We start from the raw sequence: 15,211 nt of genomic DNA, 5'->3' as shown, positions 1-15,211 counted from the left end.
CGGAAGAAGGACACCCCCTCGTGGATCTGGCCACCCTGCAGGCTCAGCAGACGCTGTTCATCAAGCAGCGCTTCACCATGATGATCAACCGGTACGAGGTCACGTCGGTGCAGCCCGACGGCACCCCCGGCACGCAGCTGGCGTTCGTCGAGCAGAAGCGCATGGCCTTCAAGGAGCAGGTCACGCTGTACCGCGACGACAGCAAGACCGGCGTGTTCGCCGCATTCAAGGCCCGCAGCGTGATCGACCTCGGCGCGACCTACGACGTCACCGACGAGAACGGCGCGCCGATCGGTCTGTTCAAGAAGGACTTCGCGAAGTCGCTGCTGCGCTCGACCTGGCACGTGGAGCCCGCCGGTGGCGCACGCATCACCGGCCAGGAGCGCAGCCTGCCCATCGCGCTGCTGCGCCGCTTCGCCGACCTGACCTTCTGGCCGTACCACTTCGACTTCGTGCGCGACGGTGTGCCGGTGTTCTCCGTGGTGAAGAAGTTCGCGCTGGTGCGCGACAAGTACACCGTCGAGATCCACGACCCGGCCATCGACCGCCGCCTGGTCGTGGCGATGGCGGTGGCGCTGGACGCGCTCCAGGCGCGCTGACCTCGTGCCGCCCTGCGTGGGGACGTCGGCTGCGGCCGGCGTCCCCACGTCCGTATGCAGCATGTTTCGGCGGTGGCCGAATAGCCTCGACCGCAGGGGCTGGGTCGAGCATCATCGCCTGCGGGGAACCGGCGCATGGTCGGGCGCCGCCGGGTCCCGCCGCGGCGCTCGACCCTCGCGGGCTTGGCCGCTACGGGGGAGGCCAATCCCGCGCGCCGGGTCACGCCGACGGCAGCGGTGACCTCGGCATGGCGGTGTGCGCCCGCCCGAGCGCCGGGAGGGCACGACCATGCTGCGGATCCATGTCACCGCGCAGGACCTCTCCCGGGTCCGGGTGGTCCGGCTGGGGCCGCTGGCACTGGCGCAGCTGGCCGCGCCCGCGATGGCGGCCCGCGACGACGACCACCTGTACGGGCGGTGGCGCGCCGAGGCGAGGGCACGGCTGACCCCGCGGGCGGTGGACACCGCGACCTGGCTGTTCCCGTACCGGGAGATGCAGGTCGACCTGATCACCCTCGCCGGCGCGGAGGCGACCGCCGAGGAGGCGGCCGAGAACCTGCTCGCCCTGTCGCAGCCGCAGCTGAACGCCGAGCTGGGGCTCGCCCGGTTGCGCGGGCGACGGCCGCCGTCGTGGCTGCGGCACCTGGTCGCGGGTGACCACGAGGCGCGTCGCGACCTCGTCCTGGCGCTGCAGGAGCTGCGGCACGCGGCGCTGGCGGGCGCCGACGGCCGGGTCGGCGGGCTCGTCGACGTCGAGCAGGCCGAGTTCGGGCGAGTCCTGCTGGCCGAGGGCGTGGGGGCGGCACTGGGCCGGCTGCACCCGCTGGTGCGCTGGGACCCGCCGGTGCTGGAGATCCCGTCGCATGGCGACGGCGACGTCACGTTGGCGGGCGGCGACCTGCTGCTGGCGCCGTCGGCCTTCTGCTGGCCCGCGCCGCACCTGTACGTGTCGCTGGATCAGCGGACCAGGGTGCTGGTCTACCCCGCGGTGCGCGATCTGCGGCAGGCGGCGCAGCTCTGGGGCGACCCGTCGGGCCCGCCGCACGCGGCGCTGGCGGCGCTGTTGGGCCGGACCCGGGCCGCGGTGCTCGAAGCGGTCGCGGCGGGGCCGGTTAGCACCACCGTGCTGGCCCGGCGGGCGAACGTGTCCGCGCCGAGCGCGAGCCAGCACGCCACGGCGCTGCGCGCCGCGAACCTGATCGTGTCGCGGCGGTCCGGGACGTCGATGCTGCACTCGGTCACTCCGCTCGGCAGGTCGATGCTCGACGGCGTCACCGTCGGTCACGAGCTGCCGCTACTGCGGTGAAGACCCGGCATCGGGTCAAGGTTCGGTAACGCGGTCGGACGTATCGGACATCTCGGGCGGGGACCTGTTGAGTTGCCGCGCCCGGCGACCTACTTTTGATCGCCAACGACCCGTTGAGCTGCGCCCCGAGCGGCTCGTCATGCGGCGTTGTCGATACGAGGGGTCCGCATGCTCAACGATGAGGCGCTCGTCGAGCGCTGGCTCGTGTCCGGCGGGCCGGAGTTGCAGTCCGAGGTCATCCGCCGGCTGCGGGCGGGGGAGCGCCTCGACGGCCTGGCCCTGGACCGCATCGACGGCCGCTGGGACCTGCGCGGGCTGGGCGCACCCGAGCCCCGCGCCGCCGAACCGGACAGCGCGACCCGGCAGGCCGGCGGGATGACCTTCACCTTCGAGTTCTCCGACGTCGCGGCGACGCTGGAGTTCCAGCGCGCCCGCCTGGTCGACCTCGACCTGCGCGGCGCGCACCTGCCGCGGCTGCGGCTGTTCGGCTGCGTCGTCGACAACAGCCTGTTCGACGGCGCGCACTGCGTCGGCCTGCGGATGTGGGCCACCGACGTCAGCGACACCTCGTTCCTCGCCGCGGACCTCGCCCGCTCGTCGGTCGGCGGCTGGTACGCCGGGCGCGCCAACCGGCTGCGCGACGTCGACTTCCGGCACGCCGACCTGTCCCGGCTGGGCTGCGGCGTCGCCTCGTTCACCGACGTGGACTTCGCCCACGCCCAGCTCGAATGCACCAACTTCTGGCAGGCCAGCCTGGTCCGCTGCCGCTTCGCCGGGGTGCTGCGCGAGGTCGTGTTCGACGGCCGGGTGCTCGAGCCCGAGCGCGACCTGGCGCCCAACCCCATGCAGGACGTCGACATGCGCGGCGTGACCGTCTTCGACGACGTCGACTTCCGCGGCGTGAACTTCGACCGCGTCAACCTGCCCGACCACCCGGCCCTGGTCGTGGTCAGGGGCGTGGCGCGCGTCGAGGCGGGCCTGCAACGGCTGGCCGACCGTGACGACCACGCCGCCCAGGAGGCCCGCGGCCGCCTGCAGCACCTGCGCAAGTTCATGGGCGTCGCCGGCGGCGCCGACCAGGCCCTCATCGACATGCGCACCCTCATCGACCCCGAAGCCGCCCTCCTCCTCCGCGTCCTGCTCACCTGACCGGCCCCTGCCGCAACTCTCAGAGACTCGCGGCCTCCGGGGAGCCCGGAGACCGCGACGGTTTAAGAGTTGCGGCAGGGAACAGGTCAGCCGTCGAGGCGGCGGATCATGTTCATGATGGTTTCCAGTTGGAGGCCGCCTTTGATCGGGTAGTTGGTGTAGCCGAGGTAGCCCCACCAGTCCCAGCAGCCGTAGGGGTTCACGGCGGAGGCGGTGGCCTGGGGGTACAGCACGACGGTCTTGTTGGTGTCGGCGTACTGGTTGAGGTTGGCGCGGTCTACGAACGCCGTGCCTACCGCGTCGTAGCCCTGGGAGCAGCCGTGCAGGGTGACCAGCAGGCGGCAGCTCTGGCCCGCCGCGCAGCTGCTCGGCACGTACGCGAAGCCGCTGCTGCCCATGCTCAGCCCGCCCGCGAAGCCGTTGACCGCGAACGTGTTCTGGTCGAAGCGGATCAGCGAGCCGGTGAGCGGGCCGGTGTTGCGGGCGCTCACCGAGCCGTAGAGCTTGGCGAACATGGCGTTCTGCGGGTCGGTGCCGCAGTCGTTGAGATACGGCGACGCGGTGGCCGTGCAGCCGCCCGTGCCGTACGGCGTGACCCAGGCGTGCCCGGCGGAACTGCCCGAGTTGTAGGACACGCTCGCGCCGAAGTGCTGGTAGTAGCTCACCAGGTCGTCGGTTACGGACTTCTTCACGGTGCTGTCGTTGTTGCCGTGGAAGACGTACACCGGATCGCCGGACAGCTGCGACGGCGGGTCGATCCAGCCGTAACTCGACCACAGCGAGGTGTACGACTCCAGGCTGCTCAGCTGCGTCGACCAGAGGTTGTCGCCGCACGCGTAGAGCGCCCGGCTCGCGTTGTACTGCGCGCAGTAGTAGGGCCCGGCGGCGAACACGGCCGCGCCCTTGATCCGGCCCGAGTAGGCCACGTGCAGCTGGGTCGCCATGTAGCCGCCGGAGGAGACGCCGGCGACGTACACGCTGGAGATGTTGTAGGTCTTCAGGGTGCCGGCGACGGGTGGCACCGTGTAGGGCGTCGCGGCGGCGGCAGGTGCGGCGGATCCGAGGACGACCAGCAGCGCGGCGGCGACCGCGGCGGCAGCGCGGGCACGTGGTGACATGACCGACTCCTTCCGGTAACAGGGGTGGCGTCACCGTAGGCGCGGGTCACGCCCGCCTCCAGCCGCGCCGCGCACACACTTCGATGGATCCGCATGGCGCGCACCACTACCCGGCGGCGGCCGTGAAGTGAATTCGGTGGCCCGCGCCCTGTGCGCCCGTGCATCCTGTGGGCCATGGGAGTGCTCGACAGCGTCGCGACGCGGGTCGTCGCCGGGGCGACGGTGCGGTTCCGGCCCACCGGTAACTCGATGGTGCCGCTGATCCGGAGCCGGGACCTGGTGACCGTCGCGCCGGTGGACCCGGCGGCGGTCCAGGTCGGCGACATCGTGTTGGCGCGCGTCGCGGGCTCGGTCTATCTGCACCTGGTGTCTGCGGTGGACGCCGCGGGTGGTCGGGTGCAGATCAGCAACAACCGAGGCCGCGTCAACGGCTGGACCGGCCATGCCCGCGTGTTCGGCATCTGCACCGAGGTGGACGGAACGGCGCGGCCGCGGCTCGACGGCAAACTCAGGTAGCCGCTGTGCTCACCGAGCCGTTTCGGACCTGCGACGGCGTCGACTTACATCGAGAGATGCAAATCTGGCATTGACCGCGCGGTTCGGCAGGCCCAGTATTAGGAAAGTTTCCTAATAACAGGAGGGCACATGCGCAAGATCCGCTCCCTTGCCGCGATCCTCGTCTTAGCCGTCAGCGGCGCGACCCTGGCGCTGCCCGGCGTCGCGTCGGCCGCGCCGGCCGGGCTCACCGCCACGTTCTCCAGCGCGAACAACGGATCCTGGTTCATGGACAAGTTCGTGGTCACGAACCCCACCTCCGCCGCGATCACCGGCTGGACCCTGGAGTTCGACCTGCCGGCGGGCGTGACCATGAGCAACTTCTACAACGGCACGGCCAGCCAGAACGGCAGCCACGTCACCGTCGTCAACGCCCACTACAACGGCACGGTCGCGGCCGGCGCCAGCACCGAGCCCTACAGCCCCTGGTTCATCGCGTACGGCTCCGGCGCGGCCCCGCTGAACTGCCGGATCAACGGCAACAAGTGCGACGGCAGCGCCGACCGGGCCCCGGGCACGCCCACCGGCGTGACCGTCACCAGCCGCACCACCCGCACCGTCTCGCTGGCCTGGACCGCCGCCGCGGTGACGGACTTCCCGATCGCGGGATACGACGTCCTGTCCGGCAGCACGGTCGTGGCCACGAGCACGACCACCGGCGCGACGGTCACCGGCCTGACCCCGAACACCGGTTACACGTTCACCGTGCGGGCCCGCGACACCCGCGGCAACCTGTCCGCGCTCAGCGCGCCGGTCAGCGCCACCACACTGAACCCGGCCAACGACACCACCCCGCCGACCGTGCCCGGCAACCTGCGCTCGACCGCGAAGACCGCCACCTTGGTCACCCTCGCCTGGAACGCCGCGACCGACGCCAACGGGATCGCCGGCTACGACGTCTACACCGGCACGACCCTGCGTGCCAGCGTCACCGGCACGACGGCGGTGGTCTCCGGGCTGTCGCCGATGACCGCGTACACGTTCACGGTCAAGGCCCGCGACACCTACGACAACGCCTCCGCCGCCTCCAACGCCGTCACTGTCACCACCGACGACGTCGTCGGCGCCGGCAGCTACGCGAAGGTCGGCTACTTCGTGCAGTGGGGCATCTACGGCCGGCAGTACTTCGTCCGCAACCTCGACACCAGCGGCTCGGCGGCCAAGCTGACCCATCTCAACTACGCCTTCGCCAACATCGACCCGGTCAACCTGACCTGCCTGCAGGGTGTCACCCGCGGCACGACCGCCAACCCGCAGGACCCGGACCAGGGCACCGGCGCCGGTGACGCCGACGCCGACTACGGCCGCCCGATGGCCGCGTCGCAGTCCGTCGACGGCGTCGCCGACACCGGCTGGGAGCCGCTGCGCGGCAACTTCAACCAGCTGCGCAAGCTCAAGGCCAAGCACCCGCACCTCAAGGTGCTCATCTCGATCGGCGGGTGGACCTACTCCAAGTACTTCTCCGACGTCGCGGCCACGCCCGCGGCCCGGGAGAAGTTCGTCCGGTCCTGCATCGACATCTACCTCAAGGGCAACCTGCCGGTGTACAACGGTGCGGGCGGCCCGGGCAGCGCGGCGAACATCTTCGACGGCATCGACCTCGACTGGGAGTGGCCGGGCGCGGAGGGCCACCCGGGCAACCACGTCAGCCCGGCGGACAAGGCCAACAACACGGCGCTGACCGCCGAGTTCCGCCGCCAGCTCGACGCGCTGACCGCGACCACCGGCAAGCGGTACCTGATCACCGCGTTCACCCCGGCGGACCCGGCGAAGATCGCGGCGGGCTGGGACATCGGCCCGAACGGGGTGTTCAACTACATGGACTTCGCCAACGTGCAGGGCTACGACTTCCACGGCTCCGGCTCGGACAACTCGTGGGAGCCGAACCGCACCGGCCACCAGGCCAACCTGTACCGCGACACGCAGGACCCGTACGCGTTCGAGTTCAGCGTGAACAAGGCGATCCAGACCTATCTGGACGCCGGGGTCAGCCCGCGGCGGCTCACCATCGGGGTGGCCTTCTACGGCCGCGGCTGGCAGGGGGTCGCCGCGGGCGGCGTCAACGGCGAGTGGCAGACCGCGACCGGCGCCGCCCCGGGCCAGTTCGCCGAGGAGGCGGGCACCCGCGGCTACGCCAACCTGCTGTCGAGCGTGCCGGGCTGCACGGTGTACCACGACGTGCAGTCGGTCTCCAGTTACTGCTACACCGGCGCGGGCGGGCAGTGGTGGAGCTTCGACGACACCTGGTCGATCGGCCAGAAGACCGCCTGGATCAAGCAGAAGGGACTGCTCGGCGGCATGATCTGGGAGATGTCGGGTGACACCGGGTCCGGCACCCTGATGTCCGCGGTGCACTCAGGTCTGTGACGGACCGCCGCGCGGCGTGCCTCTGCCCGGACGCACGCCGCGCGGCCCTCCCGACCGGGGTGCTTCGACGCCGGGTCAGCGCCCGGCGCGACGCCGCATGCCCGCGGCCAGCGGGGCCTGGTCCAGGTCGCCCGCCGCGAGGCGCTTGGCGATGGTGCGGCGCACGATCGCGCCGGTCACCGACGGCAGATGCCGGGCCAGCAGCAGTTCGAACCGGCCGCGTCCGGTGGTGGCCACGTCGCGGGGGGCTTTGCGGGCGGTCGCCGCTCGCAGGATCGCGGCCACGACACCCTCCACCGGCTCGTACCGGGACACGCCCTGCAGGGACAGGCCGGCCTGCGCGGAGGCGTCGTGAATGGGGGACGCGACCATGCTCGGGTAGACGACGCTGACGCCGATGTGGGTGCCGACCTCCAGTCGCAGCGCGTCGGCGTACGCGACCAGGGCGCGCTTGCTGACGCCATACGCGGCGGCCAGGGGCAGCGGGAGCAGCGCCATGCGGCTGGACACGAACACCACCCGGCCCCGGCTGCGCTCCAGCGCGGGCACGGCCGCGGCGGTGGTGTGCCACGCCGCCATCAGGTTGACGTCGAGCTGTCGCCGGGCGGCGTCGCCGGGCGGCAGCTCCGCGGGGGCAGGGCCGCCGACGCCCGCGTTGTTGATCAGCAGGTCGAGGCCGCCGAGCGTTTCGACCGCCTGGGCGACCGCACCGGGCACGGTGGCGCCGTCGGTCAGATCGCAGGCGATGACGGGCGACGTACCGACCGTGTCGGCGCGCAGGTCGAGGCCGACGACCCGGGCCCCGGCCAGTTCCAGCCGCGCGACCAGCAGCCGGCCGAAGGTGCCGTTCGCGCCGGTGACGATGACGCGCCGGCCGTTGAGGGTCCTCATCGGGTGTGCTCCTCACTGTTCCAGGTGACGCCCTGGCCGCGGCGGGCCCGGGCCGCGCCGTCGGTCAGCTCCTTCGCGGCGAGGGCGAGGTAGGCGTCGAAGTCGATGCGCATGGCGGGGCGGCGCTCGCCCCAGCGGTCGCGGGCGGCGCGATGCTCGGCGGCGATGTCGGCGGCCTGCCCGGCGGCGTCGGGCAGGGCGTACTGCCCGGCCAGGTGGGCGGCGGCGAGTCGGGCCTGGGCCTCGACCACGGGCAGCGCGGAGCCGGTGGACTGCATCAGGCCGACGAACATCAGCCCGGGGGCCTGCTGGTGGAACACGTGCCGGTAGAGCGGCAACCGGTCCGCGCCGTCGCCGAGCAGGGCCGGGTCGAGGAACGGCAGGTCGATGTCGTAGCCGGTGCACCAGACGACCAGGTCGAGCTCGTCGGCCGCGCCGTCGGTGAAGTGGACGCGGTGGCCGTCGAAGCGGTCGATCGCGGGCCGGACGGCGATCTCGCCGTGGGTGATGCGTGACAGCAGCGAGTCCGACAGGGTCGGGTGGTCCTGCAGGAAACCGTGCTCCGGGGCGGGCAGGCCGTAGGCGGCGGGCCGGCCGACGGCGAAGCGCAGCATGGTCTGGCTGATGCGCTGGCGCAGCCGCCAGGGCAGGCGCTTGGCCAGTGCTCCGTTGAGAGTGTCCGAGGGCTTGCCGAGCAGGTGCTTGGGCACGATCCAGACGCCGCGGCGCAGCGACAGCAGGGTGCGCGGTGCGACGTGGGAGGCGTCGACGGCGATGTCCATGGCCGAGTTGCCGCCGCCGACGACCAGCACCCGCCGCCCGGCGAGCTGCTCGGGGCCGCGGTAGTCGTGGCTGTGCAGCTGCTCGACGCCGATCTCGCCGGGGTAGGCGGGGGAGGGCAGCTTGGGGCGGCTGTTGTGGCCGTTGGCAACCACGACGGCTTCGACGTGCACGGTCGTGGTGCCGTCCGGGCCGAGCGCGGTGACGCGCCAGCCAGCGGCGTCGCGGACCACCTCGGTGACCGTGTGCCGCAGGCGCACCGCGTCGAGCAGTCCGTGCCGCGACGCGTAGTCGTGCAGGTAGCCGGCGATGCGACCGTGGTCGGGGTAGTCGGGCCAGTCCGCGGGCATGGGCAGGTCGGCGAACTCGGTGCGGGTGCGCGAGGTGTTCAGGTGCAGCGTGCGGTATGCCGAGGAGTGCGGTGCGCCGTACACCCACAGGCCGCCGACCTGCGCCGCGGCGTCGAAGGCGACGGCGGGCACGCCCCGGTCGGCCAGTGCCTTGAGCGTGGCCAGCCCGGCCGGCCCGGCGCCGATCACGGCGACACGTGGCGTCATGCGTACCCTCCCCAAAAATCCAACGTTCGTTGGATATTGCGTCGGGAGGGGTCCCCGCGTCAAGCGCCCGCCGCCATGATCGCTCGACTTGCCTGGCAAACGGGCGAAAGGTCGCCCATGATTCGCACGCCTGCCGGGCAAGTCGGACGATCAAGCAGGGGCCGGGGGCGGGTACATGCGGTCCAGCCAGCGGTGGGCGAAGGCGCGGAACTCGCGGCGCTGGCGGGCTCCGTTCGCGCCGGACAGCAGGCCGACGACGTGTGCGTGCACGGACCAGACCAGGCTGCGTACGGCCAGGTGCGGCTGCGGCTCGCTGAGCACCCCGGCCGCGTCGGCCTCGGCCAGCACCTGCTCGACCGCGTGGTAGAGCGGTTCGCTGTAGCGGGCGTCCAGTTCGGCGTGCCGGTCGGGCTCCAGCCAGCGGCGCAGCCACAGCCCGGTGACTTCGGGGCGGTCCTCCAGGAAGTCGATGAACACGTCGACCAGCTCGTGCAGCCCGGCCAGCGCCGGGCCGGGTCCCGCGGACAGGCCTTCCCGGGCGGTGGCGACGGCCCTGGTCAACGCCTCGCTCTCGGCCGCGAACACCCGCGCGAAGCAGCACTCGTACAGTGCGGCCTTGGTGCCGACGTGGTGGTGCACGGTGGCGACGTCCACGCCGCAGGCGGCCGCGACCTCGCGCATGCCGACCGCGTCGAAGCCGCGCCGCGCGAACAGCCCGGCCGCCGCCTCGATGATCACCTCAGGTGTCGCGCGCTGGTCGGCACGCCGGGGTCGGCCCGGTCCCCGTCGGGGTGTAGTCATGCGCTCCATCGTGCCCTACTATCCAGCAAACGTTGGATTACACCCGCGGACGGGCGAGGAGAAGGTATGGACGAGGCGGCGCGGCTCCCCCGCGGCGGCATGCTGGCCTTCGCGAGCGGGTCACTGGGCATGGGCACCTGGGTCACCGTACCCGGCCTGCTGCTGCTCTACTTCCTCACCGATGTGCTCGCCGTCGCGCCCCTGATCGCCGGGTTCGTGCTGCTGCTGCCCAAGATCGCCGATGTGCTGCTGCACCCGTGGGTCGGCCACCTCTCCGACGCCGACCTCTCCCGCCGCGGCCACCGCCGCCGCCTGATGATGCTCGGCTGCGGCCTGCCGCTGGCCTTCGCCGCCCTGTTCCTGGTGCCCGGCGGCCTGATCGGCAACTCCGCCGCCGCCTGGGTGGCCGTCGCGTTCATCGCGGGCAACCTGCTGTTCGCCGCCTACCAGGTGCCCTACCTGTCCACGCCCGCGGATCTCGCCATCGGCTATCACGAGCGCACCCGGCTGATGGGCTTCCGGATGGTCGTGCTCACCGTCGGCATCCTGCTCAGCGGAGTGCTCGCACCGATGATCGCGGGCAAGGAGGACCCGACCCGGTCCGGATACGCCCTCATGGGTCTGGTGCTCGGCGGGTCGATGCTGGTCACCATGCTGATCGGGATCGGCGGCGTACGGCGGCTGACCGCGCTCGCGCCGAGCCCGGCGACCGCCGCACACGGCAAGGCGGGGCTGCGCACCCTGCTGGTCGCCCTGCGCGACCCGCAGTTCCGCTGGCTCGTCGGCTCCTACCTGGCCATGTCCACCACCAGCCACCTGGTGCTGGCCGCCGTGCCCTACTACGCCGAGTACGAGCTCGGCCGTCCCGGCCTGACCACGGTGCTGGTCGCGGCGTTCGTCGCCCCCGCGCTGATCGCCACCCCGGTCTGGGTCGTCGTCGCCCGCCGCATCGGCAAGCAGCCCGGCCTGCTCATCGCCCAGGGCGCGTTCGTCGCGGGCTCGGTCGTGCTCGCCTTCGGCAGCGCTGCGGGCCTGCCCGTGCTGATCGCCGCGGTCGCGGTGCTCGGCGTCGCGTTCGCCGCGATGCAGCTGCTGCCGTTCTCGATGATGCCGGACGTGATCCGGGCGAGCGGCGCCGACGGCACCACCCGCGCCGGCACCTACACCGGCGTGTGGACCGCCGCCGAGGCCACCGGCGGCGCGCTCGGGCCCTACGTGTACGCGGCTTGCCTGGCCATCGGCGGCTTCGCCGCCAGCAGCGCGGGCACCGAGGTCGTGCAGTCCGAGTCCGCGCACACGATGATCCGGCTCGGCTTCGGCGTCGTCCCGGCGGTGCTGATGGTCGTCGCGATGCTCCTGCAGCGCCGCTACACCCTGGACCGCACCCTGCGCTGAACCCGCTAGCCTGTGCGTATGCGAACGGTAGGGCACACCGGTGGCTGACGCGCACGACGTGCGCCGTCTGGCGCTCGCCCTGCCCGAGGTGACCGAGATCGACAGCGAGGGCTTCGACTTCCGGGTCACGAACAAGGGCTTCGTCTGGTCCTACCCCGAGCGCCTGCCCGGAAAGCCGCGCGTCATCCGCACCGACGTGGCCGTGCTGTACGTCGGCGACGAGGCGGAGAAGCAGGCGCTGCTGCTCGGCGAGCCCGACCTGTTCTTCACCACGCCGGGCTACGACGGGTTCCCGCTGGTGATGCTGCGACTGCCCCGGGTGGACGTCGCCCGGCTCACCGAACTCGTCACCGACGCGTGGCGTATGCGCGCCCCGGACGAGCTCGCGGCCCTGCTCGACGAGGCCGATCAGTCGCGCCCGGCCGCGGGCTGAGCGCCGCAGGCGGTGGCGGCCGACGTGGCGGCGGGGCTACCGTGGCAGGGACGCGTCGACCGCCGCGGCTCCCGCGACACGGTGCACCGCGACCACGGCGCTGCGCGGCAGCGGCCCGTAGACGTGCGGGAACACGCCCCGGTCGCGCGACTCCTCCCAGCGCAGCGACTCGGCGACCACCTCGGTGTCGACGGCGACCACGACCAGTTCCGGCTCGTTCCCGAACACCCGCAGTGCGGTGGCGGCCACCTGCTCGCGGGACGACAGGTGGATGAATCCGGACTCGTGGTCGAACGGCGCGCCGTCGAACCGCCCGGCCTGCTCGAACGCGGCCCACTCCGACGGCAGCAGGATCTTGTAGATCAGCACCGCACCACCATGCCAGACGAGCAGGCGGACGCGCCGCTCGTCCATCCCCTGAGACGAATCCGGGTGCCCGCTCCGGGGCCCGCCGCCCTGGTCGGCGCCGCCGTAGCATGAACAGCGGCCTTCGTCGGGGAGTGGTCGGCATGGGATCAGCGGTGGAGCTGCGGACGGCTTCGGCCGTCGACGCGGAGGTCGTCGCGACACTGCACGCGGACAGCTGGCGCCGTTACTATCGGGGTGCGTTCGCCGACGCGTTCCTGGACGGCGATGTCGTGGCCGACCGGCTGACGGTCTGGTCGCAACGCCTGCGGTCGCCGAAGCCGGATCAGGTCACGATCGTGGCCGACGTCGACGGCGAGCCCGTCGGGTTCGTGCACCTGATCCTCGACGACGACGCCGACTGGGGTTCGTTCATCGACAACCTGCACGTCACGAACACGCTGCGGCGCGGCGGGATCGGCTCCTCCCTCATCACGCGAGCGGCGCAGGTCGTGGCCGAGCGAGGCACGACCGGCGGGCTGTACCTGTGGGTCCTGGAGCAGAACACCGCCGCGCAGGCGTTCTACGTCGCGCACGGCGGCAGCCCGGTCGATCGGGCCTACGCCGGCGAACCGGGTGGTGTGCCCGGTCGGCTGAACGGCCGCCCCGCAAAACTGCGCATGGCCTGGCCCCACGCTCGCGACCTGCGCCGGCGCTGACCGAAGTGGACCTGCCTGGTCCCGGTACACCTCTACCGCGCTGACCCCGCCGGGCACGGCCGTGACACCGCCGGCCCGTGCCAGTTCCGGCGCGTTTGTCCCAGCAGGGAACGCCCGCTCCATCGCGGGTGGAACCCGCCCGGTGTTCCGTCGGAGGGCACCGGCATGATCCACGCGGTGGGCGCGGCCGGCGTGTTCACGGCTCAGGGAGGCACGACATGACCGGATCCGCCGCAATGGCACCCGAGACCGCGTTCGAGGAGCTGAAGGAGTTCCTGCTGCTGCCGGAGGAGGACGCCCATCCGGTGCACGAGGTGCGCGGGTGCGTGTGCCGGCAGTGCGGCGGCCGGTCGTTCGAGGTCGCCGTCATGGCCGAGGACGAGGGCTCGGTGCGCCGCACCTGCGTGTCCTGCGGGACGCACGGCTTCATCGCCGACAGCGCCGAGTTCTGGGACGACGACGAGGAGATCGAGGTCTGCGCCTGCAACTGCGGGCACGAGGAGTTCGCCGCGGCGGCGGGCTTCTCCCTGTACGAGGACGGCGAGTCCGACGACGTCCGCTGGGTGTACGTCGCGCTGCGCTGCGAGGCCTGCCAGGAGATCGGCGTCTACGAGGACTGGAAGATCGGCTACGGCCCGAGCGGCCTGCTGCTCGACCAGGTCTGAGCATGCGCCGGACGACGTCGGGGCCTGCCGCGGCAATCGAACCGCGGCAGGCCCTGACGTTCGATCCTGGTCAGACCCGGCCGAAGAACCAGTTGCCGGGGGCGGTCTCGTCGGCTCCGATGTAGAACTGGCGTACGCCGAGCATGAGTTCCTCGATGGTGAGGTAGCCGTCCTCGTCGGCGTCGAGCTTGTCGAAGGCGAGGTTGATCTCACCGACCGGCGTGCCGAAGGCGCGCTGCATGGTGGCGAACTCGTCCCGGCTGACCCGCCCGTCGTCGTCGGTGTCGGCCAGGTGCAGCACCGCCAGCGCGCCGGGGCGGAAGCTGCGGTCGAAGGCGTCGCCGTGCACGAACGCCTCGGTGAACCCCTGACGCCACTCCTGCGGGCTGAGCTTCTGGTCGTGGTCGACGTCGAGCGCTTTGGCCAGCTCCTGCCAGAACGTGGAGAAGTCCTCGGCGATCCGCTGCGCTTTCGGGGCGTCGTGTGCGGTGCCGAACTCCGCCAGCAGGCGTAGGCCGAGGTTGTTGAGATCCTGCTGCTCGACGAAGCCGCTGCGGTCGTTGTCGAGGTGGCCGAAGGCCTTGTCCAATTTGCGGAGCTGCATCTCAGTAGCCATGCCGGAAATCTATTCCGAGTAAGTACATAAAGTCGATATAGGGCAAACCTACTTCATCCGGAAGTGTGGCACGGCCGCCGAACACTTGACCCGCCTGCGGTGTTCGGCGCATGAGCCGCGTCGACGGGTCCGGCCGCGGGACGGAAAGTCGATTGCCGCAGGCCGCGTGCGCCCCGGATGATCCTGCTGGACGTGATGACCTGACGGAGGGGCGAGCAGTGGTGCAGGCGTGGTGACACCCCTGGCGGAGCGTGAGTGGCGGACGCTGGTCAGTGCGGTCCGGCTCGGTGACCGCCGCTACCGGGTCGTCCGGGCCGCCCAGCCGCCGGGCTTCGCCGGCCTCTACGAAGCCCGGCTCGGCGCCCAGTTCTGCGTCGACACGCAGTCGGCGGCGATGTTCGCCATGGCCTGGGGGCTGGCCGCCCGATCGCCGCACACCATCGTCTACCTGCCGTTGCGGGCGTCGGCCGCGGCCGATCCGTGCGACTGGGGCCGACCGCTGGACCTGGTCCTGCTGCACCACAGCCTGGCGTTTCCGCCCTCGCGGTGGAAGGAGGTCCGGGCTCGCCTGGGTCCGGGCAGGCCGCACACCGTCACGCTGCCCGCCGGGGCGTGGCCGAGCCGCCCGGTCGCCGACCACCGCCGGACCTGGCACCGGGAATACCGTGACCATCTGATGTGGTCGGTCGCCGCCGACACGCTGGTGCTCACCGGCAGCCGGGAGGCGTACGAGCTGCAAGCCGGGCAGGTCCGTGAGCTGGTGGAGGGCTGTCCGGCGCACCTCGTCCAGGCACCGGGCTCGCACTGCTGCGCCGAGATCTCGATGGGTCCCTCGTACCGTCACCCGCGCCGTCGCCGCCCCCACGCCGAACTGCACGCCCAGTACTGCCGGTGAGCCTGGTGGCCTGAGGTCGG

16 protein-coding genes are annotated in these 15,211 nt (G+C 71.9%); 10 read left to right on the top strand and 6 right to left on the bottom strand.

Going from position 1 to position 15,211, the window contains the following annotated elements:
- Positions 1-77 precede the first annotated feature (77 nt).
- The 3 genes from F9C41_RS25525 to F9C41_RS25515 all read left to right on the top strand — a co-directional run bounded on the left by F9C41_RS25525 (position 78) and on the right by F9C41_RS25515 (position 3,054).
- Entirely contained in the window at positions 78-599 is a 522-nt protein-coding gene (locus F9C41_RS25525) for an LURP-one-related/scramblase family protein (RefSeq protein WP_155389479.1), read from the top strand.
- Between the two features lie 289 nt (positions 600-888).
- Positions 889-1,905, top strand: coding sequence for an ArsR/SmtB family transcription factor (locus F9C41_RS25520; RefSeq protein WP_155389373.1), 1,017 nt, complete (start codon positions 889-891; stop codon positions 1,903-1,905).
- A 168-nt stretch (positions 1,906-2,073) separates the two neighbouring features.
- Entirely contained in the window at positions 2,074-3,054 is a 981-nt protein-coding gene (locus F9C41_RS25515) for a pentapeptide repeat-containing protein (protein ID WP_155389372.1), read from the top strand.
- Between the two features lie 86 nt (positions 3,055-3,140).
- Here the strand turns inward: F9C41_RS25515 and F9C41_RS25510 are convergent, their stop codons facing one another.
- Positions 3,141-4,172: an extracellular catalytic domain type 2 short-chain-length polyhydroxyalkanoate depolymerase gene (locus tag F9C41_RS25510; RefSeq protein WP_155389371.1), complete on the bottom strand. Its 1,032-nt coding sequence runs from the start codon at positions 4,170-4,172 to the stop codon at positions 3,141-3,143.
- Positions 4,173-4,352: 180 nt separating this feature from the next.
- On the opposite strand from F9C41_RS25510, the gene F9C41_RS25505 reads away from it, so the two are divergent.
- On the top strand, positions 4,353-4,688 hold the full coding sequence (locus F9C41_RS25505) for a S24 family peptidase (RefSeq protein WP_230690009.1): 336 nt from the start codon (positions 4,353-4,355) through the stop codon (positions 4,686-4,688).
- 129 nt (positions 4,689-4,817) lie between these two features.
- Positions 4,818-7,094, top strand: a complete 2,277-nt coding sequence (locus tag F9C41_RS25500) for a glycosyl hydrolase family 18 protein (RefSeq protein WP_155389369.1) — start codon at positions 4,818-4,820, stop codon at positions 7,092-7,094.
- A gap of 75 nt (positions 7,095-7,169) precedes the next feature.
- Here the strand turns inward: F9C41_RS25500 and F9C41_RS25495 are convergent, their stop codons facing one another.
- The 3 genes from F9C41_RS25495 to F9C41_RS25485 form a co-directional block, all read right to left on the bottom strand.
- Positions 7,170-7,985: an SDR family NAD(P)-dependent oxidoreductase gene (locus F9C41_RS25495; protein ID WP_155389368.1), complete on the bottom strand. Its 816-nt coding sequence runs from the start codon at positions 7,983-7,985 to the stop codon at positions 7,170-7,172.
- Positions 7,982-9,322, bottom strand: a complete 1,341-nt coding sequence (locus F9C41_RS25490) for a flavin-containing monooxygenase (RefSeq protein ID WP_155389367.1) — start codon at positions 9,320-9,322, stop codon at positions 7,982-7,984. The genes F9C41_RS25495 and F9C41_RS25490 overlap by 4 nt, the downstream gene beginning before the upstream one ends.
- 150 nt (positions 9,323-9,472) lie before the next feature.
- The gene (locus F9C41_RS25485) at positions 9,473-10,123 is read right to left on the bottom strand and encodes a TetR/AcrR family transcriptional regulator (RefSeq protein ID WP_155389366.1); all 651 of its coding nucleotides are present in this window, start codon (positions 10,121-10,123) and stop codon (positions 9,473-9,475) included.
- A gap of 66 nt (positions 10,124-10,189) precedes the next feature.
- On the opposite strand from F9C41_RS25485, the gene F9C41_RS25480 reads away from it, so the two are divergent.
- Positions 10,190-11,518, top strand: coding sequence for an MFS transporter (locus tag F9C41_RS25480; RefSeq protein ID WP_155389365.1), 1,329 nt, complete (start codon positions 10,190-10,192; stop codon positions 11,516-11,518).
- Positions 11,519-11,558: 40 nt separating this feature from the next.
- Positions 11,559-11,951, top strand: coding sequence for an MmcQ/YjbR family DNA-binding protein (locus tag F9C41_RS25475; protein ID WP_155389364.1), 393 nt, complete (start codon positions 11,559-11,561; stop codon positions 11,949-11,951).
- Between the two features lie 36 nt (positions 11,952-11,987).
- On the opposite strand, the gene F9C41_RS25470 is transcribed toward F9C41_RS25475, so the two are convergent.
- On the bottom strand, positions 11,988-12,365 hold the full coding sequence (locus tag F9C41_RS25470; protein ID WP_230690008.1) for a DUF952 domain-containing protein: 378 nt from the start codon (positions 12,363-12,365) through the stop codon (positions 11,988-11,990).
- A gap of 95 nt (positions 12,366-12,460) precedes the next feature.
- Here F9C41_RS25470 and F9C41_RS25465 point away from each other — a divergent pair, with 95 nt between their 5' ends.
- Together F9C41_RS25465 and F9C41_RS25460 are read left to right on the top strand one after the other, a co-directional pair.
- Positions 12,461-13,015, top strand: coding sequence for a GNAT family N-acetyltransferase (locus F9C41_RS25465; RefSeq protein ID WP_155389363.1), 555 nt, complete (start codon positions 12,461-12,463; stop codon positions 13,013-13,015).
- A gap of 218 nt (positions 13,016-13,233) precedes the next feature.
- On the top strand, positions 13,234-13,680 hold the full coding sequence (locus F9C41_RS25460; RefSeq protein ID WP_155389362.1) for a hypothetical protein: 447 nt from the start codon (positions 13,234-13,236) through the stop codon (positions 13,678-13,680).
- Between the two features lie 70 nt (positions 13,681-13,750).
- Here F9C41_RS25460 and F9C41_RS25455 read toward each other — a convergent pair whose 3' ends face one another.
- Entirely contained in the window at positions 13,751-14,296 is a 546-nt protein-coding gene (locus F9C41_RS25455; protein WP_155389361.1) for an EF-hand domain-containing protein, read from the bottom strand.
- A gap of 229 nt (positions 14,297-14,525) precedes the next feature.
- Here F9C41_RS25455 and F9C41_RS25450 point away from each other — a divergent pair, with 229 nt between their 5' ends.
- Entirely contained in the window at positions 14,526-15,191 is a 666-nt protein-coding gene (locus F9C41_RS25450; RefSeq protein ID WP_155389360.1) for a hypothetical protein, read from the top strand.
- Positions 15,192-15,211: the final 20 nt, after the last annotated feature.

The sequence above is a fragment of the Catellatospora paridis genome (assembly GCF_009720365.1).
Classification (GTDB): Bacteria; Actinomycetota; Actinomycetes; order Mycobacteriales; family Micromonosporaceae; genus Catellatospora; species Catellatospora paridis.
Note: the sequence above shows the minus strand (reverse complement) of the source record. Positions and strands in the feature narration are given on the sequence as shown.